A 20,693-nucleotide genomic window follows, 5' to 3' on the forward strand; every position below is an offset into this window, starting at 1 on the left:
AGTCGATTCCCCAGGTCCCAAGCATACGTGTGTTCTTTCGTGTGCCGCTAGCACCGAATTGCGGCCCGGAAAAGACCAAGTCGACTTTCCGGGCCGACACGGCCGGATTACCCGATCTCGGCGAGCCGCTGCTGGGCAATCCGGACCTTGTCCAGTTTTTCCCGGGCTTCCGTGATCTTTTCCCGTTCGCCCTCAACCACCTCATCGGGTGCTTTTTCGACGAATTTCGGATTGGAGAGTTTTTTCTCGACCTTCTGGATGTCCCCCTCCAGCTTGCCGGCCTCCTTGTCCAGGCGTGCCTTTTCCGCACCCAGATCGATCACGCCGGCCAGCGGCAGGCACACCGTGGCCTCGCCGACAATGATCTGCGCCGAGCCTGACGGCGCCTGGTCGGCAAGCCCGACCGTCTCCGCACGCGCCAGCCGCAGGATGGCAGCCTCGTGTGTCGTCAGACGGCTTTTGGTCTCGTCGCTGGCACCTGCAACGACGACGGCGACCTTGGCACCGGCAGGAACGTTCATCTCCGCCCGGACGGAACGAATCTCGGAGATAAACGACACAAGCCAATTGATTTCTGCGGCCGCGGCGTCGTCGGAAACACGCGCCTTCGGCCATGCAGAGAGCATCAACAAGCCGTCGGCCTTTGCTCCGTCGTCCCCGAGACGCTCCCAGAGTTCCTCGGTCAGGAACGGCATGAACGGATGGAGGACCTTCAGGATCTCGTCGATCGCCCACGCAGCGGTCGCCCGGGTCTCGGACTTCGCGGCCTCGTCGTCGCCGTTGAACACCGGCTTGGCCAGTTCCAGGAACCAGTCGCAGAACGTGTTCCAGGTAAACCTGTAGACCGCACTGGCGGCGTCATTGAACCGGAGATCTTCCAGAGCAGCGGTGACTTCGTCGATACAGCGCCCCGTTTCCGTTGCGATCCACCGGTTCAGCGTGTGCCGCGTCGCCGCCGGATCGAACCCGGCTACCCGCGCGCATCCGTTCATTTCCGCGAAGCGGGCGGCGTTCCAGAGCTTGGTCGCAAAGCGCTGGCCGCCCTCTGCCGCCTGGTCGGACATGCGCAGCGTCCGGCGGGACTGGACCTCCTGGCTCGCCAGGGCAAAGCGGGTGGCATCTGCCCCGAATGTGTCGAACAATTCCAGCGGGTCGAGAACGTTGCCGAGCGATTTCGACATCTTCTTCCCGTTTTTGTCGACCACGATCGAGTTGATATAAACCGTGTGGAACGGGACTTCGTCCATGAAATGCAGGCCCTGCATCATCATCCGGGCGACCCAGAAGAAGATGATGTCAAAGCCGGTGATCAGGACATCGGTCTTGTAGTAGCGTTCCAGTTCCGGTGTCTTGTGCGGCCAGCCGAGCGTGGAGAAAGGCCAGAGCGCGGAGGAGAACCAGGTGTCGAGGACGTCCGGGTCACGCCAGAGACCAAGCGGCATCTTGCCGTCCTGCCAGGTTTCACCTGCAGCTTTCGCGGCGTTCTTGTCCTCGAGTTCCTCACCGATCAGCAACACCGGTATTCCGCGCTTGCCGTATTCCGCTTCGGCAATTTTCAGGGCTTCTTCAAAGCTCGATGCGCAAAACGCAATTGGATCATTCCAGTCCCAGACATCGCCGGATGCCTCGCCATTGCCGTCATCGGTCGCCAGTCCGGGTCCATACCAGACCGGGATCTGGTGGCCCCACCAGAGCTGGCGCGAGATGCACCAGGGCTGGATGTCGTTCAGCCAGTTGTAATAGGTCTTGTCCCAGTTTTCCGGAACGAATTTTGTGTCGCCGTCCTGAACGGCCTTCAGGGCCGGGCCGGCCAGGGTCTTGGCGTCGACGAACCACTGGTCCGTCATCATCGGCTCGATGACGACCTTGGAGCGGTCGCCGAACGGCTGCATGATCTTCTTGGATTCGACCAGCGGCAACTCGGACGGCGCATCGGCCCCTTCCTCCAGCGGGCGGACGATTGCCCGTCCCATCGGATGCCACTCCGGCGCCTGCCCCTTCATCCAGGCAACGTCCGGATGATCGGCCGCAACCGTGACCGCCAAGCCTTCGGAGGTGATCTGGTCGATGACCCGCTTGCGGGCCTCGAAGCGGTCGAGGCCGCGCAGGTCGTCAGGAACGATGTTGATGAGATCGATCTCGTTGATCGTCATCTCGGCACCGTCGATGATCGCCTGTGCCTTTGCCGCCTCTTCGGTATAGGGCACACCGTCGGAGCGCATGGCGCCCCTGGTGTCCATCAGGCGGTACATCGGGATCTTGTTGCGCTGGGCGACACCATAGTCGTTGAAGTCATGCGCGCCGGTGATCTTGACCGCGCCCGAGCCGAAGTCCGGGTCCGGGTAATCATCGGTGATGATCGGGATCAAACGGCGATGCTCTTTCGGACCGACCGGGATTTCGCAGAACTTGCCGATGATCGGCTTGTAACGGTCGTCCCCCGGGTTAACCGCAACGGCGCCGTCGCCAAGCATGGTTTCCGGTCGGGTTGTGGCGATCGAGATATAGTCGCGGGTCTCGCGAAGGATGATGGTCCCGTCCGCGTCCTTCTCGACATACTCATAGGTCTCGCCACCGGCCAGCGGGTATTTGAAGTGCCACATATGGCCATCGGTCTCGATGTTCTCGACCTCGAGATCCGAGATGGCGGTCTCGAATTTGGGGTCCCAGTTGACGAGACGCTTGGACTTGTAGATCAGGCCTTCATTGTAAAGGTCGACAAAGACCTTGAGCACCGCGTCGGACAGGTTGGGCGACATGGTGAACTCGGTCCGGCTCCAGTCGCAGGACGCGCCCAGGCGCTTCAACTGACCGAGAATGGTTCCTTCAGACTTGCGTTTCTGTTCCCAGACCCGCTCGATAAAGGCCTCGCGGCCCATCTCGCGCCGACCGGGCTGCTGGGTTTCCATCAGCTCGCGCTCGACGACCATCTGCGTGGCAATCCCCGCGTGATCGGTGCCCGGCTGCCAGAGAACGTCGAAGCCCTGCATACGCTTCCAGCGGATCAGGATATCCTGCAGCGTGTTGTTCAGCGCGTGGCCCATATGGAGCGAGCCGGTCACGTTCGGCGGCGGAATCACGATGGAAAACGCAGGCGCTCCCTCCTTGGCGCCGGCGCCGGCCTTGAAGGCCTCCGCCTGTTCCCAGGTTTCGTAAATCCGCGGCTCAACGCTGGCCGCATCGTAGGTCTTATCCAGCATCAGGGGTCACTCGAAGGGAGAAAGAATTCAAATTTCGTGAAGCACCGTGTAAATCGGATGCGCTGGCGCAAGTCAACCGCCTAGGTCGTCCAAACGCCCCGGGACATCGGGTGTGCGTTCATTCGAACCAGACGGGATGCCCTCTGCCGGCCGTCCGGACCTTCATGCTTGGGTTGGCGCGGGTTTGCTGCCATAAGCTTTCACATGACCGTTTCGATCCGCGCGCACCACCTTCTTTGCATGCTGACCTATCTCGGCAAGGGCTACACCGAAGATTTCGTGCGCAATTACAGCGCCGTCATCGACAGGCTCAATGCCGGCGAGGGCATCCGGCTGGTCGGAGGTCCGGACGAAATCTGCGCGCCGATGCTGAACGAGAACGTCTGTCACTGCCACAATGACAGCGTCAGGGAACGGGATAACCTGGCCGCGCAGGCGATCGGGTCGGTCGTTGGACGGGAGCTTGCGCCCGGAAATCTCCTGAGGCTCGACGCGGCGACAACGCAGCAGCTCCGGGATGCCTTCGCGGCCGCATCGATCCGGACCGCCTGCACCTCATGTGAGTGGCAGGCCTTGTGCACCCGGATCGCCAGAAACAATTACAGGGGATGCCAGCTGGCGCCCCCTGAATGAAGCAAGCGAAGTGCCGGCCCAGGTCCTGGCGTGTCAGCGGCGACGGGTGACCCGCTGGATTTCCTTCTGCACCATCTGCTCGACCATGCCCGGCAGGTTCTGGTCAAGCCAGGCCTTGAGCATCGGCCGCAGCATGTCCTTGACCAGTTCCTCGACGGTCTGGGCCTGCGACCCCACGAACATGTTGGACAGATTGTCGAATGCGGCGTGCACGACCTCGCCGGTATCTACGGAGGTCAGCGGGCTGTCCATGGCGACATTGGGAAGGTCGTCCGGGACCGGCATGGTAGCCATCGACGATTCCGGGTACGGCTCTGGCTCTGGCTCTGGCTCTGGCTCCGGCGCGGGTTCGGGCTCAGGCGGTTCGGCGAAGGAAAGGTCACCCGCTCCCCCGTCGAGGTCTTCCGCCAGCCCCTCGACCATGTCGAGGGCGTCCTCGGCTACGGCGAGTTCCTCGGTCAGTTCCAGAACATCGTCTGCTTCGTCTGCTTCGTCTTCTTCAGCATCGGCTTCCATGGCCGCCGCCATGTCATCAGCTTCCATCGCGGCGGCCATGTCATCGGCGCCATCGTCTTCCACCGGTGTATCCTCGACAACGTCGTCGTCCATGTCGAACAACTTGTCGAGGTCGTCCTGGGACATCTCGGAGGCATCGCTCATGTCGTCCGCCGCCTCATCTTCTGCTGGTGTTTCAACTTCTTCGCCTGCGCCGGCTTCCCCTGCGTCGGCTCCCTGGGAGTCTTCATCGGATATGATTCGGCGGATCGATGCGAGGATTTCCTCCATCGACGGCTCTTCAGCCTTTTTCGCCTGTGCCATGACTTCCCCCGTACTGCTCGGCTACGCTCAGAAACAACCAGTTTGTCCTGACTGATTCGATAACCGAAAGTATGCGGGTCCGTAAGTTAGGCGCAAAGCAACCGCGCACTCTACCAACGCCTTTTCCCCTTTTAACTCGGAAAAAGCCATTCGCAGACGCGTTTCGCCGTGCTTTCGTATTGAAAGACAGCACTGTTTTTTTGAAAAAGCCCGGCAAAAGGAGTTGCGCAGCCGAGCCTTTTCAAAGCTCAGCCACGATGGTGCAGAAAAGAAGTTGCCGAAGTCTTACCGGCCGTCCGGCGTACGCAGGCCGATCCACTTGTCGCGGACCGCCTGGTAATGCTGCTTGGGATTGTAACGGGCGACATTCAGCCCGAGCGAGTCCGCGTCCAGCCGGCCGATCGCCGCGACGAGCTGGTAGCCGCCCACGATCCGGTTGCGCTGCGCGGTAACAAGATTGGACTGCTGGGTCACCAGTTCCCGCTGCGCATCCAGAACATCGAGAGTCGTGCGCTGTCCGACACGCTGTTCCTCGATCACGCCTTCCAGGGCAAGCTGCTGTGCTTCGACGGCAGCCTGTGCGGCCACGATGGACGCTTCGGCAGCCTGGTAGTTGCCCCAGGCGGAAATCACGTTGGCGCGAACCTGGTCGCGCGTGACATCAAGCTGAAGCCTGGTCTGGCCGAGTTCTTCCTTGGCCTGGCGGACACGCGACGATACCTGGCCGCTCTGGTAGAGCGGAATGCTGACATTGCCGAAAATCTGCGCGTTGTCGCTGTAGTCCGTCGTTGCAGACGGCTTCCAGGATCGCGACAGGCTGCCGTCCAGGGTAACGGTCGGCAGCAATTCGCCCTCGATGGCCTTGATGTTGAACAGAGCCGCATCGACCAGATGGGCCGCCTGCCGGACCAGAGGCTGGTGCGCCTCGCTTTCCTGAAGCGCGTGTTCGATCGACTTGGGCACATACCGGCTGATGCCGGTGTCCGCGGACAGGCTGTTCGCCTCGATGCCGATCACCTGGCGGTAGATCGCTCGGCTCGTGTTCAGGTTGGCAAGCGACGTGTTGAGGCTTGCCCGGGCTTCCGCGGCACGGGCCTCTGCCTGACTCACGTCCGTCCGCGTTCCCTCCCCGACATCGAACCGGTCACGTGCGGCCCGGACCTGCTCCTGCAGAAAGGCAAGATCGCTGCGCTGCAGGGAGACCAGAGCCGTGTCGCGGATGACATCGACATAGGCGGTGGCGGCATCCAGAAGGGTGTCCTGCTCGGTCGACATCAGGCTTTCGCGCTGGGCCCGCACAACCGCTTCCGCCTGGCGGGTGGAATTGACAGTCCTGAACCCGCGAAACAGGGTCTGGCTGATGGTCAGGGAGATGGAGGCGTTGTTCCGGTAGTCGATATTGGAATCGGTTCCCGTTGCAAGACGCCCCGCGGATCCCGCTGCGGTGACCGTCGGCCGCCAGCCGGACAATGCCTGCGGCACGTTTTCGTCAACGCCGCGCAATGCCGCCCGGGCCGCGTTCAGTGTCGGATTGTTTGAATAGGCCAGTCCAAGGGACTCGCGGATGGTTTCCGCATTGGCGGAGGACACTAAAGGCCCGGTCAGCGCCTGCACGGACACGCCCCCCAACAGGCCAACCGCGACAGCAACTGCTTTTAGCGTTGAACGACCAGACACGCCATACTCCTTCCGGACCAACCCACTCACCTGAGTTGAGTAAACTGACCGGTGTTATTCTTCAACCGTTTACGGGTCGCAGGGGGCAAATTTCCGGGAGTGCGGCTTAATGGCAACAAGTTGCCCCAGCGGATGCCGGTAACCGAACAAGGGAAATGCGAGAAACCGGCGGGCCCTGGCCGACTTACCAGGACTGCAACGCCGGGTTGCCGCTTCAGAATACGAATTCGGCCGATCTGGCAAATCCGGGCAGGATCTTCACCGACGCATTGAAGCCGAACCGGCCGCTGATCGCATCGCCGGATTTCTGGTAGAGTTTCGCGGCACCGGCGCCGCCCTGTCCCTCGATCACCGCAAGTCGGCCGTCGGGCTTGAGCTGATTGCCGAGAGCCGCGGGCAGCACGTCCACGGCGCCATCGACCAGAATGACATCATAGGGGCCTTCGGCGGCGTAACCGTCCACGAGCGGCCCTTCGACAACGACCGCGTTTTCTATGCCGAGATCGACGAGAACATCGGTCGCCGTACTGACGAAGTCCTGGTTCTCCTCAAGAGCGACAACGGACGCGGCCAGCTTCGAGATCACGGCGGCGCTGTAGCCGGTTCCGGCGCCGATCACCAGAACGACGTCGTCTTCCCTGATATCCGCGAGCTGAACGAGTTTGCCGAAGATGTGGGGTTTCATCAGGACGCGCCCGCTGTCGGTCGATCCGATCGGGAGATCCTCGTCGATATAAGCGACGGCCCGCCTGGATGCTGGCACGAAGCGTTCGCGGGGAACCAGTTCCATGGCATCCAGAATGCGGTGGTCGGTCACATCATTGGTGCGCAGCTGGTTGTCCACCATCTTGCGGCGGGACTGGTTAAAGTCCGTCATATCGGCCCTCACTTTGACTTGCCGGCTCGCCGGCGCCTCGTAACCCGTTCATTAGCGACAGGGAGGCGCCCTGACAAGTATCCCCGTTGCTTGATCCCCCGGCGGCAGCGTGAAACGTTAATAAATTCAGTGAAACCCGCGCCGCACGCTGGCCGGTGGAAAATCCGTAAGCGCCGAAAACAGGACTTGACCACAGCACGCAACTGATTGATAACGCGCGGCACACCACCTAGGGGCCCTGTGGCGGAGTGGTGACGCAGCGGATTGCAAATCCGTGTACACCGGTTCGATTCCGGTCGGGGCCTCCATCACATCGACATGCCATTGCGCTAGATTTCGATGTCTGCACGCGGGCGTGCGAACACTTCCTTTCCGGATAATTCAGTCTCGCGGCACAATGAAGCGTCTGCCTCAGAGCGGTCGCAAGCAGTGCCAGCCGGTCCGGTGCCGCACCCTGAGCAGTTCGTGTCGCGAACCATCTATACATTCCGCCCCCTGCCCGGCTACATGACGGGTCAGACGAACCCGTCCACGTCCGCGGCTACGGCCACGGTCACGCAGGCGGCATGTACCAATGGAAACAGGGCAGCTTGATGGAACACGGCGGGGATCTGAGTGAAGCGGTCGAACGGTTTGGCGGTCCGGCGGACACATGGCTGGATCTGTCGACCGGCATCAATCCCTACGCCTATCCCTTGCCGGAAGACCTTCCAGCGTCGGCGTGGACGCGGCTGCCTGCAAAGGCAGCCGAGGAACGCCTCGCCACAGCGGCGCGTCTGGCCTACCGCGTCCCGGATCATCTCGGTCTTGTCACGGCGCCGGGCACGCAGGTCCTGCTGTCCCTGCTGCCGCTTGTTCTTCCCGAGGGGCCGGTCGCCATCGCCACGCCAACCTACTCCAGCCACAAGAAGGTCTGGGTGCGCGAAGGCAGGGAGCCGGTGGAAGTCTCCAGCGCCTACGCCCTGCCCGCGGACGCCCGGATCGTGGTTCTGGTCAACCCCAACAATCCGGATGGCCGGCTGATCGATGTCAAAAGTCTTCTGGAGATCGCCCGGGCCCTGAGCGAACGCGGCGGGTTCCTGGTCCTGGACGAGGCCTTCGCCGATGTCATGCCGGGGGCGAGCCTGCTGCCGCACCTGGGCAATGAAAACGTTCTGGTCATGCGCTCCTTCGGCAAGTTCTTCGGGCTGGCCGGATTGCGGCTCGGTTTTCTGGCTGGCCCCCAGGAAGTGACGGCCAGACTGTCGGGTCTGCTGGAAAGCTGGAGCCTCAGCGGCCCGGCCCTGGAGATCGGCGTCGCGGCGCTTCGCGATACGTCTTGGCAGGATCGCATGAACCGGCAGCTTGTCGACGAGATGGCCGATCTGACACTGACCCTGTCGCGGCATGGCCTGAGCGTCTTTGGTGGAACGCCGCTTTATGCGCTCGCAGGCCTCAGAAACGCCAGAGACATGCACGAGGCGCTCGCCCGCAGGCGGATCTGGACCCGGATCTTCGACTACGCTCCGACCTGGATCCGGTTTGGCCTGCCAGGTGGCCCGGCAAACCTTGCGCGACTGTCGGATGCTCTTGCCGATGCGCAAAAAGAGCTCTAACCAGCTTCCATGCTGATTTATGAAAACGCGCTCTGGCTTTTGCTGGCAGCGCTTCTGCTCGATGCCCTGGCCGGCGATCCCGACTGGATCTGGCGGCGCTTGCCGCATCCCGTGGTCTGGATCGGCAAGGTCATCTCCCTGTTCGACCGTCACCTGAACAAGAACGAGGCCTCGCCCCATTTCCGGAGGCTGGCTGGCAGCGGCACGCTGGTCATCCTGGTTGCGGGGGGCTTGTGTGCCGGCGCGATCATACAGGCAGCAGCGGCGGCAGTTCCTTTTGGCGGGCTTCTCACGGCAGTCATCGCCGCGGTTTTCCTCGCCCAGAACAGCCTCTACCGCCATGTCGCTGCGGTTTGGGACGGCTTGCGGGACAAGGGTTTGCCGGGTGGGAGACAGGCCGTCGCCATGATTGTCGGCCGGGACCCGGCGCAGCTCGACGAAGCCGGCGTGTCCAGAGCGGCAATCGAATCCTGCGCGGAGAATTTTTCCGATGGTGTCGTCGCGCCCGTGTTCTGGTTCGCGCTGCTGGGCCTGCCCGGCCTGATCGCCTACAAGGCGGTCAATACCGCCGACAGCATGATCGGTCACAAGAACGCGGCCTATGCCGAATTCGGCTGGGCATCGGCCCGGTTCGACGATCTCGTCAACCTGCCTGCGTCACGCCTTGCCGGTTTCATGATCGCGCTCGTCGCGCCGCTGGCAAGCGGTTCGATCCTGAAAAGCCTCCATTGCATTCGCACGGATGCAGGCAAACACCGCTCGCCGAACGCCGGCTGGCCGGAAGCGGCCATGGCCGGAGCCCTGGGCCTCGCCCTCGCCGGGCCGAGAATCTATCCCGGCTATACGGTCGACGACCGCTATCTGAACGGATCCGCGCGCCTGGATGCAGGCGTGGAAGACATCTCGCGCGCCCTGACGATCCTCTTGGGCGCTCTTGCCCTTCAGGCACTCATTGTCGCCGTGCTTGCCGTGGTTACCCTCTAGCGGTTCTGCGACCGCCCCTCGGGCGTCAATGGGCGGTCAGACTCCGAATGCATGCTCCCGAGACCCGCCCGCGATCTGCAGCAGCGCATCGATATCAAGCGATTTTGCCAGATGCTCCGCCAGGTCTTCAAGGATCCGGTCGATATCCCGGTCGTAGGTCAGCTGCGAACGCGTCCCGAAGGCGTCCAGATATGCTGCGCGGAACGCGTCTCCGGTGAAAAGACCGTGGACATAGGTGCCTGAAACCTGTCCGTCGGTGGAGACGGCCCCATCAGGACGTGCCCCTGCCAGCAGCATCATCGGACTGCCGCTATCCGGCCCTTGCGTCCGGCCGACGTGGATTTCATAGCCTGACACCGGTGCGCCGCTTGCAACATGCGTTCCCGAGGCTGCGACGGTCGATTTCTGCGATGTCAGAACGGTCTCGACGTCGAGATACCCCAGGCCCTCGACGGTTCCCGGCGGTCCCTCGACGCCGTCCGGGTCCGAGATCGTCCGGCCGAGCATCTGATAGCCGCCGCAAATCCCCAGAATATGCCCGCCCCGGCGGTGATGCGCCTTCAGATCGATGTCCCAGCCCTGGCTTTGAAAGAATTTCAGATCGCCGATGGTCGATTTCGACCCCGGCAGAAGCACCAGGTCCGCATCGCCCGGCAGGGGCGTTCCGGGCTGGATGAGTTCGAGCGTCACGCCCGGCTCAAGTCTGAACGGATCGAGATCGTCGAAATTGGCGATCCTGGAAATGACCGGAACAACGATTTTCATGTCGCCGTCGCCGAGCCCGCCGGCGAGGTCCAGCGCATCCTCGGCAGGTAATTTCGCGGCATCCGCAAACCAGGGCACCACGCCAAGGCCCTGCCAACGCGTGCGCGCCTCGATTTCCCGCAAGCCGTCCTGAAACAGGCCCGGATCGCCGCGAAACCGGTTGATGAAAAAGCCCCTGATCCGCTGCCGTTCTTCCGGTTCCAGCACCGCATGCGTGCCGACGACCGATGCGATCACACCGCCCCGGTCGATATCCGCACACAGGATCACAGGCAGATCGGCCGCGCCGGCAAAGCCCATGTTGGCAATGTCGCCCGCACGCAGATTGATTTCCGCCGGGCTGCCGGCGCCTTCCACGATCACCAGATCCGCTTCTGCGGAATTGATTGAATAACTCTCGATAACCTTTGGAAGAAGAAGCGCTTTCTGTTTTCCGTATTCACGTGCACGCAGGGTGCCGTACCGCTTTCCCTGCACGATCACCTGTGCGCCCGTGTCCGTTTCCGGCTTCAGCAGCACCGGGTTCATATGGACACTCGGCGCCACCCGGCAACCCATCGCCTGCAGCGCCTGCGCCCGGCCGATTTCGCCGCCGTCGCCGGTCACGGCTGCGTTGTTGGACATGTTCTGGGGCTTGAAGGGCCGGACAGCGAGACCGCGATTGGCAAACAGGCGGCAGAGCCCCGCCACGATAAGGCTCTTGCCGACGTTCGATCCGGTGCCCTGCACCATGACGGCTGGCACCCGGCGCCCGTTCCCGACTGCGCTCATTCTTTCGATCTGTCCCTGCCCGCCCTGCTGCTTTCGGGACTGGCACCATAGGGCCGGAATTCAGGTGGCACCGGCAGATTGGCGAGACGCAGTTCCAGCAACAGGCGGACAGTCGGGCGGGCAGCGAACAGGATCGAGCCGATCAGAAACAGCCAGGTTCCGGCATAAGTCAGGCTTTCATAAAAGAAAAAGACACTCCCGATGACGAAGAACAGCGCGGCCAGAAACTCCACCAGCGTCCGATAGAGTTCGAACTTGCGGACGGTTTCCGCGTGACACGCCGTGGCGGTGCGGACACTGTGATCAAAGAGCTTGCTCATCGCCTAGAACTCGATACCTTCCTGCGGCTTCACGCCGGAGCGGAACGGATGCTTAATCTGGGTCATCTCGGTCACCAGATCGGCAATATCGATCAGCTCGTCCTTGGCATTGCGGCCGGTGATGACGACATGCACGTCCTCAGGCTTTTCGTTTTTCAGAAAGTCCACGACCTCGGTAATGTCGAGATAGTCGTAGCGCAGCACGATGTTGAGTTCATCGCACAGGACCAGACGGTAATCGCCGGACGTGATCATCTGCTTGGCCACTTCCCAGGCCTCACGGGCCGCGTCGATGTCCCGCTGGCGGTCCTGGGTTTCCCAGGTGAAGCCCTCGCCCATGCGCTTGATGGTCACCAGGTCTGAAAAGCGTTCCAGCGCCATACGTTCGCCGGTCTCGATCCGGCCCTTGACGAATTGCACCACGCCGATCCTGTGACCATGGCCGAGCGAGCGGAAGACCATGCCGAACCCGGCGGTCGACTTTCCCTTGCCCTTACCGGTGTGGACGATCAAGAGACCTTTCTCGATGGTCTTGGTCGCCATGATCTTGTCGCGCGCGGCCTTCTTCTTGCGCATTTTCTCTGCATGGCGCGCGTTGAGTTCCTCTTCAGAGAGGTCTGGCTTGTCCTTGTCGGCGGTCACGATGCGTCCGTCCCTTCCAGTGTCGATTTGAGCTCGTTCAGTGCAGCATGTGTCGAATTGCGCCGCGGCGTCCAGAGGCCGCGGTCGATTGCCTCCTGAAACCGGGCCAGCATTTCATTCAGACCGGCCGGATTGGCCTCGCACAGAAACGCCAGCACATCATTGTCGGCCAGATAGGCGTCATACAACTGGTCGAAATGATGATCTCCCACGGCGCGCGTGGTGGCGGCGAACGCGAACAGATAATCAAGCGTCGCGACCATCTCGAAGGCGCCCTTGTAGCCGTGGCGCATGACACCGCGGATCCACTTCGGATTGGCGGCGCGGCCCCGCACGACCCGGCCGATTTCCTCCGAGAGACTGCGCACCACCGGTCGTTCGGGACGCGAATGGTCGTTGTGATAGACCTTGGGCGCATCGCCCTTGAGGCTCTCCACGGTCGCGGCCAGCCCGCCCTCGAACTGGTAGTAGTCGTCGCTGTCCAGCAGGTCGTGCTCGCGGTTGTCCTGGTTGTGCAGGACGGCGTCGACCGATTTCAGCCGGCTTTCAAGAGATGTGCGGGCGCCCTCACCTATGGCCCCGCCGCCGTAGGCATAGCCGCCCCAGGTGAGAAAAGCCTCTGCAAAATCGCCGCGTTCCGCCCAGATTCCCTCGTCGATCAGCGCCTGCAGTCCGGCACCATATGCACCCGGTTTCGATCCGAACACGCGGAAACCGGCCTGCCGGACGGCCTCATCCGCGTCCATGCCACCGCCGCGCAACCGTTGTGCATCCGACCGCATACGCGCGGCAACCGGATTGGCGTCTTCCGGTTCCTCCAGAGCACCGACGGCGCGAACGGCGCTGTCAAAGAGATCCATCTGATGTGGAAAGGCATCGCGGAAAAAGCCCGACACGCGCAGTGTCACATCGATGCGCGGACGGCCGAGTTCGGAAAGTTTCAGCACGTCAAATCCGGTCACCCGGCCCGATCCGGCCTCCCAGACCGGTGCCGCGCCGATCAGCGCGAGCGCCTGGGCTATGTCGTCGCCGCCGGTGCGCATGTTGGCCGTGCCCCAGCAGGTCAGCACCAGCGCCTTCGGCCATTCGCCCTCTTCCTGGAAATACCGCTCCGCCACCAGTGAGGCGGACTGCCGGCCGAGCCGCCAGGCTGTTTCGGTCGGAACGGCGCGCACATCCACCGAATAGAAATTCCGGCCGGTCGGCAGAACGTCGGGACGGCCGCGCGAAGGGGCACCGGAAGGACCGGGCGCGACGAACCGGCCGTTGAGCGCGTTCAGAACGGCGGTGGTCTCGGCGGGGCCGGAGGCGGCCACAGAGGGTGCGAGGCGGGTGAAAACATTCTCAAGAACAGCCCGAACCGCCTGCCAGTCTTCCGGCGGGGCGGTATCGCCCGCGATCAAGGCGCGGGCGAAGAGTTCGATGCGCTCCACCGTGTCCCCGTTCGACCGCCAGGGCGCCGCGGTCACGGTCTTCAGGATGTCCGGTTTGCTGCCGGACCAGGCCGCGGCGAAATCGCAGTCGAGCGGATCGAACCCGGAAAAACCGAGGTCGGCGGCAATGGCCCGCTGGAGGCTCTGCTCCCCCGGCAGGTTGCCGCGCGGCAACCGCGCGAGCGCGGCCAGAAGGTCGCTCTGAAGGTCCCCTTGCGGACTTTCGCCGAGGATGTGCAGCCCGTCCCGGATCTGCAGTTCCTTCAGATCGCACAGATGGGCATCCAGCCGCGCCAGGCGGGTTTCCGCGTCCATGTCGTCACTGAGACCGATGTCTCTGTCGAGCCCGTGGCGCACGGCCGCGTCGAGGATATCCCGGGTCAGTGCCTTGAGACGGCGCGGGTCGACGCCGCTGGCGAGGTAATATTCGTCGAGCAGCGTTTCGAGTTCCTCGGCGACACCGTGGCTTTCCGCACGGGTCAGCGGCGGCGTGAGGTGATCGACAATCACGGCAGATGTGCGCCGCTTGGCCTGCGCACCTTCTCCGGGATCATTGACGATGAACGGATAGATGTTGGGCACCGGACCAAGCACGGCTTCCGGGAAACAGGTCTCTGACAGGGCCAGCGCCTTGCCCGGCAGCCATTCCAGATTGCCATGCTTGCCCAGGTGAATGACCGCATCCACACCGAATGCATCGCGGAGCCAGACGTAGAAGGCGAAATAGTGGTGCGGCGGCACCAGGGCCGGGTCGTGGTAGGTTTCTTTCGGATCGATATTGTAGCCGCGTGCCGGCTGGATCCCGACCATCTGGTTGCCGAACCGGTGCAGGGCCAGACGGAACACGCCGTCAACAACATGCGGATCGTCTTCCGGTTGGCCCCACCGTTCGATGACCGAAAGGCGCACGGGTTCCGGCAAGGCCGCAAACGCGCGCCGGTAATCCATCAGCGAAAGCGACTGATAGCCTGCACGCGTGGCGCGGTCCTCCAGAGCATTGGTCACGCCGCCAGTCAGCGTCTCCATCAGCGCGGCGGAGGTTTCCGGCGCGCCCGAGACGTCATAGCCTGCCCGCGCCATCGCCTTCAGCACGGTGACGCAGGACGCCGGCGTATCGAGGCCGACCCCGTTGGCAAGGCGCCCGTCCCGGTTCGGATAGTTGGCAAGAATCAGAGCGCTTTTCTTTTCAGCGGCCGGTTTTCGGCCCAGCCTCGCCCACCCGGACACCAGATCGGCCACGAAGCGGATCCGGTCGGGAACCGGCGTGAAGGCGACAGGCGTGGACTGCGTCACCTCGTCATAAACGCCCTCTTCCTTGAAGGAGACGGCCCGGGTCAGGATCCGGCCGTCGATCTCCGGCAGCACCACATGCATGGCCAGATCCCGGACCGACAGGCCCTGATCACTGTCCTCCCAGCCTTCCCTGGAAGACGACGAGAACACCACTTGCAGAACCGGCCTGCCCGGACGGTCGAGCGGCGTCGGCTGGTGTGGCGCCCCGGCCTTCGACACCGCGAAGGCCGTGCCATTCAGAACGACATCCGGCCCTGCGGCCTCGAACAGACTGTCGAGCACGGCAACCGATTCAGCTTCCTTGAGACTGGAAACGAACACCGGCAGCGCATTGACGCCGGCCTCGCCGAGCGCCTCGACCAAGGCATCGACCGGCGCAGTCTGCGCGCCCTGGACCAGCGCCCGGTAAAAGGTGATCGCCGCCACCGGCCGAGACGGATCCTGCCAGGTGGCCTTCAGGGCGGATAGATCCGGCGCCGTATGGCCGGGCAAATGGATACCGGCGCGCGGCAGCGGCACGGGATGGGCCGGCTCCTCCGCCTGTCCCGACAGGAACGCGGCGTAGCGCAGTGCGTTGGCGTAGTTCTCCGATCCGCCCTCGACGCAATAGCGCCAGAAGCGATGCACCTCTTGCGCCGGATATGTCGAGCGCGACGTCAGGTCCTCGTCCCACTTGTCGTCGCCCGGGATCACGATCAGGCCGATGCCGGTGGCGCGGATTTCTTCTTCGATCCGCTCCAGTCCGTAGCGCCAGTATTCGACGCCGCCCAGGATGCGCAGGATCACCAGCTTTGAGCCGCGCACCGTTTTTTCAACATAAAGATCAACTGAATAGGGATGCGCCAGAGCCATCAGATTGGCCAGCCGCAGGCTGGCGGCCTGGTCGCCGAGGATCTTGCGGGCGGCGGCAAAGCTGCCCAGTTCGGTGTCGGCGGCGGACAGGAACAGGATGTCGGCAGGGGTCTGGCCGAGATCGACCGCGTCTCCCCCGTCGTCGATCCGCCGTGTCTGGGTGGCGAGTATGTGCATTTTTTATTGGTGCCGCCTTGGTCTGACCCGAATGAAACCTGCCTGAAAACCGGCCGTCAGGCGGCCTCGGACACAGACCCGAGCACGGGGCTGACGGCGGCAAGGTCCAGCCCCTTCAGGCCGATGACCACCAGCTTGCCGGCGCTCTCCGCCCCGGCGGCGAACCAGGTCTCGACGCGCGGACCGACCGCCTGCACCATGGCCGGTGCCGCCTTGCCCGTGATCCGCACAGACCCCTTGATCCTGAGCACACCCTTCAGCGCCATCGCCTCGAACACCTTCGCTTCGGCTTCCTTAAGGCTGCCGAAGGCCCCGACCTCAAGCACATGGCTTTCGAAATCGTCATGATGATGATGGTCATGGTGATGGTCGTCGTGGTCGTGGTGATCATGGTCATCATGGTCATGGGCATCGTCGTGGTGATGATGCTCGTGCCGGGCCGCCATGTCGTCCTCTGCGGCCGAGCCCCGGCCAAGCAGAACCTCAATGGGCAAGGTGCCCTTTTCGGACGAGACGATGTGGACCGCCGGGCGGACATCGGCCTTGATACGGTCCTGGACCTTTTGCAGGGCATCGGCGGAAACCAGATCGGCCTTGTTCAGAACAACCAGATCCGCACAGCGGAGCTGATCTTCAAACAGCTCCTCGACCGGGCTGTCATGATCGAGCGCCTCGTCGGCAGCGCGCTGGGCGGCAAGCGCTTCCTCGTCGAGCGCGATCCGGCCCTCGGCCAGCGCAGCCGCGTCCAGGACCGTGACCACGCCGTCCACGGTCACTCTCTGCTTGACGCTCGGCCAGGAAAAGGCGCGCACCAGCGGTTGCGGCAGCGCCAGGCCGGACGTCTCGATGACGATGTGCTCCGGTGGCGTGTCGCGGGCCAGCAGCATTTCCATGGTCGGCAGGAAATCCTCGGCGACCGTGCAGCAGATGCAGCCATTGGTCAGTTCGACCACTTCCTCGGCGGCACAATCGGGATCCGCACATCCGTTCATCAACGAACCGTCGAAGCCCATGTCGCCGAACTCATTGACGATCAGCGCAATCCGCTTGCCGTTGGCGTTGGTGAGCAGGTTGCGGATCAGCGTGGTTTTTCCGGCACCGAGAAACCCGGTGACGATCGTTGCCGGGATTTTCTGCCCCGGCTGCGAGGACGCATTTGTCATAATCTGATTTCCGCTTGTGAACTGGGTTTCAGAAGGAACGGCAGACCGGCGGCCACGAAGACGACCTTGCCGCAAGCCTGCGCCATATCCTGATTGAGCCGGCCTTGCGCATCTCGGAACGTCCTGGACAGGCGATTCTCCGGCACGATGCCCATGCCGACCTCGTTGGAAACAAAGATGCAGGAACCTGGAAGTGCAGACAGTGCATGGCAAAGACCGTTGGTCTCGGCGGCGATGTCCTTGTCGGCGAACAGGAGATTGGAGAGCCACAGGGTCAGGCAGTCGACGAGTACCACCCGGCCCGGGCTGCATTCGCGCCGGAGTGCCGCGCACAGGTCCAGCGGCTCCTCGACTGTTTGCCAGGAACCGTCGCGGCGGTTCCGGTGAAGTGCGATGCGCTCACTCATCTCACCGTCGTGCGCTGCGCCGGTGGCAAGATAAACCTTCTGAAGACCGCTGTCTTCGGCGAGCTTTTCCGCGAACCGGCTCTTGCCGGACCGGGCGCCGCCAGTCACGAGGATGGCCCTGGGGCCGCTGTTATCCGTCAATTCCGTTTCCCGGCCGTCCGCCCGACAGCGTTAGAGGTTGCGTGTTCGACGGCCGGTCTCCTGGCTTGCGGCTCAACGCGCGCTGCACCCCTTCCCGGCCCGCAGACCAGTGGTTTTCGTGCAGCCGCTCACCGCTCACAGTTGCGGGGGCAGCTCCGGCTCAGGGCATGTCATGCCCGCACCGGATTCCCGTTTCATCCGGACAACGCGCCAGACCACCACGTTCTGAAGAACACGGAAGCTCAGGCCCTGTCCGGAACCGTCGGAATCTTCCTAAACGGATCTGGGGCCGGGCACAAGCGTCACGAAAACATTCGCGTCTGCCATTTCGTGACCAGCCGCGCCTCCAGATGCCGCCTTTTCCCGTTTCATGTGACCGGCAGACACATCCCGCTCCGCTTTGCCCGAAGGGTCGAACCAACCGGTTTTGCACCCTGGTCCGCGCACCTAGGCGCCTGAAAAATATTCGGTTTTCCACACTCGCAATAAAAAAATGACGGCTTGATGAAAAAAACCTGATCTGGGGCTTGGCAAACGGATCACGCCTTTGATATACGCTTCTCCATCGACGGAGCGGCAAATCGCAGGCCCCGTACGTGGTGATCCCCAGTAGCTCAGTTGGTAGAGCAAGCGACTGTTAATCGCTGGGTCGCTGGTTCGAGTCCGGCCTGGGGAGCCATCACCACCCACCTTAATAACCGCAAAAATCTGCCTAGCGCCACAGCAGCGCTTGAATTCCGCGTAAGAAATCCGCCAAAACTGCTACACAAAGCGGGCGGATTCGGGACAGGCACGATCGCCGAAACCACATAACAGGGACGGTGTCTGGTACCTCAGAAAACGGGTCCAGAAGGCGTATGCACACTTCGAAAAAAGAGATCGGCTCTCGACAGGCATTCTCGTTGCGCACGACCCCGGAGCGTTGCGCGCAAAAGAGGCCATCCTGGAACTGAGTTCAGGACTGGAAGCTTCAGGAGCAAGGCCGGGCCGACGACGCGAAAGAACGATTCGACGCTGCCCAGAAACGTGCCCGGGCTCTCCAGCTGCCTTATCTCACCAATGCGGAGATCGCCGCCGGGCCCATCGATGAAATCATGAAACGTATTGACCTCCTGGTTTCACGGCGCGGCGCCGACGATAGTCAGGAAGTGTCCTCTGTCATGGGCGGCGAGGACCGGTCAGCGCTCCGACTGTCCACGCTGATGACCGAGTATGAAGGAGTCCACAAAGCGTCTCTGATCAAGAAAAAGAAGTCGGACAACCAGATGCGGAAATGGCGGAATCCAAGAAAGCGCGCCATTCAGTATTTCATCGAGTTGATCGGGGACAAATCGCTTGAGCAGGTGACCCGGACGGATGCCAACAGATACCGGGACTGGTGAGAAGATCATGTTCTGAAAAACGATCTGAACCTGGCGACAGCGAACAAGAGCATCGGCTTTCTCGCCAAGATGCTGAAGGATATCGATCTGAAGTACCAGTTGAAACTGGAACCTATCTTCGCGGATCTCAGGTTTGCTGGAGCCAGGGATAGCAAACGGCCGACTTTCACCGCGGACCATGTCCAGAACGAGATACTGGCTCCAAGGGGAGTTCGATGACTTGAACGCGGAAGCAAGGGCGATCGTGTGGATCCGCGCCGAGTTCGGTACCAGACCATCCGAAATCGTCAATATCAGTGGCAGGAAGGTTTTCCTGAATACGGAGATCCCGTTCATAAGGGTTCTCGAGGATGACTGCGAATTGACGACTCACGATTCCGAACGAGACCTGCCGCTGACCGGCGCACCGCCGGACCGCGGCAATCAGAGAATAGGGCCGGCCAGCAGACCGATTTCCCAGTACCGCCACGTCCAGCGTGTCAGGGCCGAAAGCCCAAGTCCCAATTCTTCGGCAACCTGGGCGATCATGCGCCCACTGGTTTCTGTCAGCCGAACTGCTTCCTGCTTGAACACGTCGGTGAGTGTCCATCTCTCACGTTTGCCCATAGAGTCCTCCTGTCGCCTCCAGCGCGATTAGAAAGGCCCTCCCCTTTTTTCCGGGCAAGTCCATACGCCCAAAGTTCAAGCGTTGTCTCGACCGATACACCCGTCATCCATTTCCTCCGAATCATGGAAACTCATAGATTCATGATGTCCTGCATAAATGTAACTTTAATGCCAAGCGCGATCGTTAAAGCCTGATCATCCCGGCATCCACATTGACGCATTGGCCGGTCATCCAACCCGCATCGTCGGATACGAGGAATGCCACGACCTTGGCGATGTCGGCCGGCTGGCCCTTGCCGGGCATCGCCTGAAGCATCTCGACAAAACCGAAGCTCTCTGCATGAGGGCTCACCTTCACACCGTCGGATTCCGTTAGCCCCGGAGTGACCGCATTGACGCGAATTCCGTATTTGCCCACTTCTGTTGCCAGCGCACGAGTGAAGCCGATCACTCCCCCTTTGGCCGCCACATAAGCCGACATGTTGGGAGTACCTGCGTAAAACGCGTTGGACGCGATGTTCAGCACCGTTCCCTTGCGCCCGGCAGCCCGCATCATGTCGGTCGCCTTGCGGCTGGCGATGAAGACGCTCGTCAGATTGGTATCGATGATCTTCTGCCAATGGGCGAGATCGACATCGTCCCAGGGGATGAAGGGAACGATGGATGCGTTGTTGACGAGGATGTCGATCGCGCCGTCTTGCGCTGCGTCCTCGATCATCCTTTCGACCTGCGCGGCGTCGGTGGAATCGCAAGTCACGCCCTCGGCACCTTGACCGATCTCGGCAGCAGCGGATTTGGCTCCTTCACCATTGATATCGGAGATCACGACCTCGGCGCCAGCATCGGCCAGCGCTTGGGCAATTGCCCTGCCGATGCCCTGTGCGCCCCCGGTTACGACTGCCTTGCGGCCATCAAGACTTGTGCTCATTCACTTAATCCTTTCGTTGTTGCAGTGC

15 protein-coding genes, 2 tRNA genes, 1 pseudogene and 1 riboswitch are annotated in these 20,693 nt (G+C 62.2%); of the genes and pseudogenes, 5 read left to right on the top strand and 13 right to left on the bottom strand.

Annotated elements, in window-relative coordinates:
- Positions 1–107: 107 nt before the first annotated feature.
- Positions 108–3,200: a valine--tRNA ligase gene (locus WNZ15_RS20360; RefSeq protein WP_342894860.1), complete on the bottom strand. Its 3,093-nt coding sequence runs from the start codon at positions 3,198–3,200 to the stop codon at positions 108–110.
- A gap of 204 nt (positions 3,201–3,404) precedes the next feature.
- On the opposite strand from WNZ15_RS20360, the gene WNZ15_RS20365 reads away from it, so the two are divergent.
- The gene (locus WNZ15_RS20365; protein ID WP_342894861.1) at positions 3,405–3,833 is read left to right on the top strand and encodes a DUF1284 domain-containing protein; all 429 of its coding nucleotides are present in this window, start codon (positions 3,405–3,407) and stop codon (positions 3,831–3,833) included.
- Positions 3,834–3,866: 33 nt separating this feature from the next.
- Here WNZ15_RS20365 and WNZ15_RS20370 read toward each other — a convergent pair whose 3' ends face one another.
- From WNZ15_RS20370 to WNZ15_RS20380, 3 genes are all read right to left on the bottom strand, one after another.
- Positions 3,867–4,652, bottom strand: coding sequence for a DUF2497 domain-containing protein (locus tag WNZ15_RS20370; protein ID WP_342894862.1), 786 nt, complete (start codon positions 4,650–4,652; stop codon positions 3,867–3,869).
- A gap of 285 nt (positions 4,653–4,937) precedes the next feature.
- Positions 4,938–6,329: a TolC family outer membrane protein gene (locus tag WNZ15_RS20375; RefSeq protein WP_342894863.1), complete on the bottom strand. Its 1,392-nt coding sequence runs from the start codon at positions 6,327–6,329 to the stop codon at positions 4,938–4,940.
- Positions 6,330–6,543: 214 nt separating this feature from the next.
- Positions 6,544–7,206, bottom strand: coding sequence for a protein-L-isoaspartate O-methyltransferase (locus tag WNZ15_RS20380; RefSeq protein WP_342894864.1), 663 nt, complete (start codon positions 7,204–7,206; stop codon positions 6,544–6,546).
- A gap of 234 nt (positions 7,207–7,440) precedes the next feature.
- Between WNZ15_RS20380 and WNZ15_RS20385 the strand changes: the two genes are divergently transcribed.
- The 3 genes from WNZ15_RS20385 (at position 7,441) to cbiB (ending at position 9,785) form a co-directional block, all read left to right on the top strand.
- A tRNA-Cys gene (locus WNZ15_RS20385) sits at positions 7,441–7,514 on the top strand.
- Positions 7,515–7,772: 258 nt separating this feature from the next.
- Complete coding sequence (gene cobD, locus WNZ15_RS20390; RefSeq protein WP_342894865.1) at positions 7,773–8,801, top strand: threonine-phosphate decarboxylase CobD; 1,029 nt, start codon at positions 7,773–7,775, stop codon at positions 8,799–8,801.
- A 9-nt stretch (positions 8,802–8,810) separates the two neighbouring features.
- Positions 8,811–9,785 (top strand): adenosylcobinamide-phosphate synthase CbiB, encoded by a 975-nt coding sequence (gene cbiB, locus WNZ15_RS20395; RefSeq protein WP_342894866.1) that lies wholly within the window; start codon positions 8,811–8,813, stop codon positions 9,783–9,785.
- A gap of 36 nt (positions 9,786–9,821) precedes the next feature.
- Here the strand turns inward: cbiB and WNZ15_RS20400 are convergent, their stop codons facing one another.
- The 6 genes from WNZ15_RS20400 to cobU are packed head-to-tail and all read right to left on the bottom strand — an operon-like array spanning position 9,822 to position 17,749.
- Positions 9,822–11,321, bottom strand: coding sequence for a cobyric acid synthase (locus tag WNZ15_RS20400; RefSeq protein WP_342894867.1), 1,500 nt, complete (start codon positions 11,319–11,321; stop codon positions 9,822–9,824).
- Entirely contained in the window at positions 11,318–11,641 is a 324-nt protein-coding gene (locus WNZ15_RS20405) for a YrhK family protein (RefSeq protein WP_342894868.1), read from the bottom strand. Before WNZ15_RS20405 ends, WNZ15_RS20400 begins: the two co-directional genes overlap by 4 nt.
- 3 nt (positions 11,642–11,644) lie before the next feature.
- Positions 11,645–12,283, bottom strand: coding sequence for a cob(I)yrinic acid a,c-diamide adenosyltransferase (cobO, locus tag WNZ15_RS20410; protein ID WP_342894869.1), 639 nt, complete (start codon positions 12,281–12,283; stop codon positions 11,645–11,647).
- Positions 12,280–16,038 (bottom strand): cobaltochelatase subunit CobN, encoded by a 3,759-nt coding sequence (cobN, locus tag WNZ15_RS20415; protein ID WP_342894870.1) that lies wholly within the window; start codon positions 16,036–16,038, stop codon positions 12,280–12,282. The genes cobO and cobN overlap by 4 nt, the downstream gene beginning before the upstream one ends.
- A 56-nt stretch (positions 16,039–16,094) precedes the next feature.
- Positions 16,095–17,201 carry a cobalamin biosynthesis protein CobW gene (cobW, locus tag WNZ15_RS20420; RefSeq protein ID WP_342894871.1) on the bottom strand — a complete coding sequence of 369 codons (1,107 nt, stop codon included), beginning with the start codon at positions 17,199–17,201 and terminating at the stop codon, positions 16,095–16,097.
- Positions 17,198–17,749, bottom strand: coding sequence for a bifunctional adenosylcobinamide kinase/adenosylcobinamide-phosphate guanylyltransferase (gene cobU, locus WNZ15_RS20425; RefSeq protein ID WP_342894872.1), 552 nt, complete (start codon positions 17,747–17,749; stop codon positions 17,198–17,200). Before cobU ends, cobW begins: the two co-directional genes overlap by 4 nt.
- A gap of 32 nt (positions 17,750–17,781) precedes the next feature.
- Positions 17,782–17,984: riboswitch (cobalamin riboswitch) on the bottom strand.
- A 368-nt stretch (positions 17,985–18,352) separates the two neighbouring features.
- Here cobU and WNZ15_RS20430 point away from each other — a divergent pair.
- Positions 18,353–18,428: transfer RNA gene (locus WNZ15_RS20430), tRNA-Asn, on the top strand.
- Between the two features lie 499 nt (positions 18,429–18,927).
- Here the strand turns inward: WNZ15_RS20430 and WNZ15_RS20435 are convergent.
- The 3 genes and pseudogenes from WNZ15_RS20435 to WNZ15_RS20445 form a co-directional block, all read right to left on the bottom strand.
- The gene (locus tag WNZ15_RS20435; protein ID WP_342894873.1) at positions 18,928–19,467 is read right to left on the bottom strand and encodes a hypothetical protein; all 540 of its coding nucleotides are present in this window, start codon (positions 19,465–19,467) and stop codon (positions 18,928–18,930) included.
- Between the two features lie 99 nt (positions 19,468–19,566).
- Positions 19,567–19,737, bottom strand: a pseudogene (locus tag WNZ15_RS20440) (transposase); the annotation flags it as partial.
- A 184-nt stretch (positions 19,738–19,921) separates the two neighbouring features.
- Positions 19,922–20,665, bottom strand: coding sequence for an SDR family NAD(P)-dependent oxidoreductase (locus WNZ15_RS20445; RefSeq protein WP_342894874.1), 744 nt, complete (start codon positions 20,663–20,665; stop codon positions 19,922–19,924).
- Positions 20,666–20,693 lie beyond the last annotated feature (28 nt).

The organism is Roseibium sp. AS2 (genome assembly GCF_038900065.1).
Lineage (GTDB): Bacteria > Pseudomonadota > Alphaproteobacteria > Rhizobiales > Stappiaceae > Roseibium.

Bases quoted from the DNA above. Each gene is read 5' to 3' on its own strand.
- WNZ15_RS20360 (WP_342894860.1), bottom strand. From the start codon at position 3,200: ATGCTGGATAAGACCTACGATGCGGCCAGCGTTGAGCCGCGGATTTAC.
- WNZ15_RS20365 (WP_342894861.1), top strand. From the start codon at position 3,405: ATGACCGTTTCGATCCGCGCGCACCACCTTCTTTGCATGCTGACCTAT.
- WNZ15_RS20370 (WP_342894862.1), bottom strand. From the start codon at position 4,652: ATGGCACAGGCGAAAAAGGCTGAAGAGCCGTCGATGGAGGAAATCCTC.
- WNZ15_RS20380 (WP_342894864.1), bottom strand. From the start codon at position 7,206: ATGACGGACTTTAACCAGTCCCGCCGCAAGATGGTGGACAACCAGCTG.
- cobD (WP_342894865.1), top strand. From the start codon at position 7,773: ATGTACCAATGGAAACAGGGCAGCTTGATGGAACACGGCGGGGATCTG.
- cbiB (WP_342894866.1), top strand. From the start codon at position 8,811: ATGCTGATTTATGAAAACGCGCTCTGGCTTTTGCTGGCAGCGCTTCTG.
- WNZ15_RS20400 (WP_342894867.1), bottom strand. From the start codon at position 11,321: ATGAGCGCAGTCGGGAACGGGCGCCGGGTGCCAGCCGTCATGGTGCAG.
- WNZ15_RS20405 (WP_342894868.1), bottom strand. From the start codon at position 11,641: ATGAGCAAGCTCTTTGATCACAGTGTCCGCACCGCCACGGCGTGTCAC.
- cobN (WP_342894870.1), bottom strand. From the start codon at position 16,038: ATGCACATACTCGCCACCCAGACACGGCGGATCGACGACGGGGGAGAC.
- cobW (WP_342894871.1), bottom strand. From the start codon at position 17,201: ATGACAAATGCGTCCTCGCAGCCGGGGCAGAAAATCCCGGCAACGATC.
- WNZ15_RS20435 (WP_342894873.1), bottom strand. From the start codon at position 19,467: ATGAACGGGATCTCCGTATTCAGGAAAACCTTCCTGCCACTGATATTG.
- WNZ15_RS20445 (WP_342894874.1), bottom strand. From the start codon at position 20,665: ATGAGCACAAGTCTTGATGGCCGCAAGGCAGTCGTAACCGGGGGCGCA.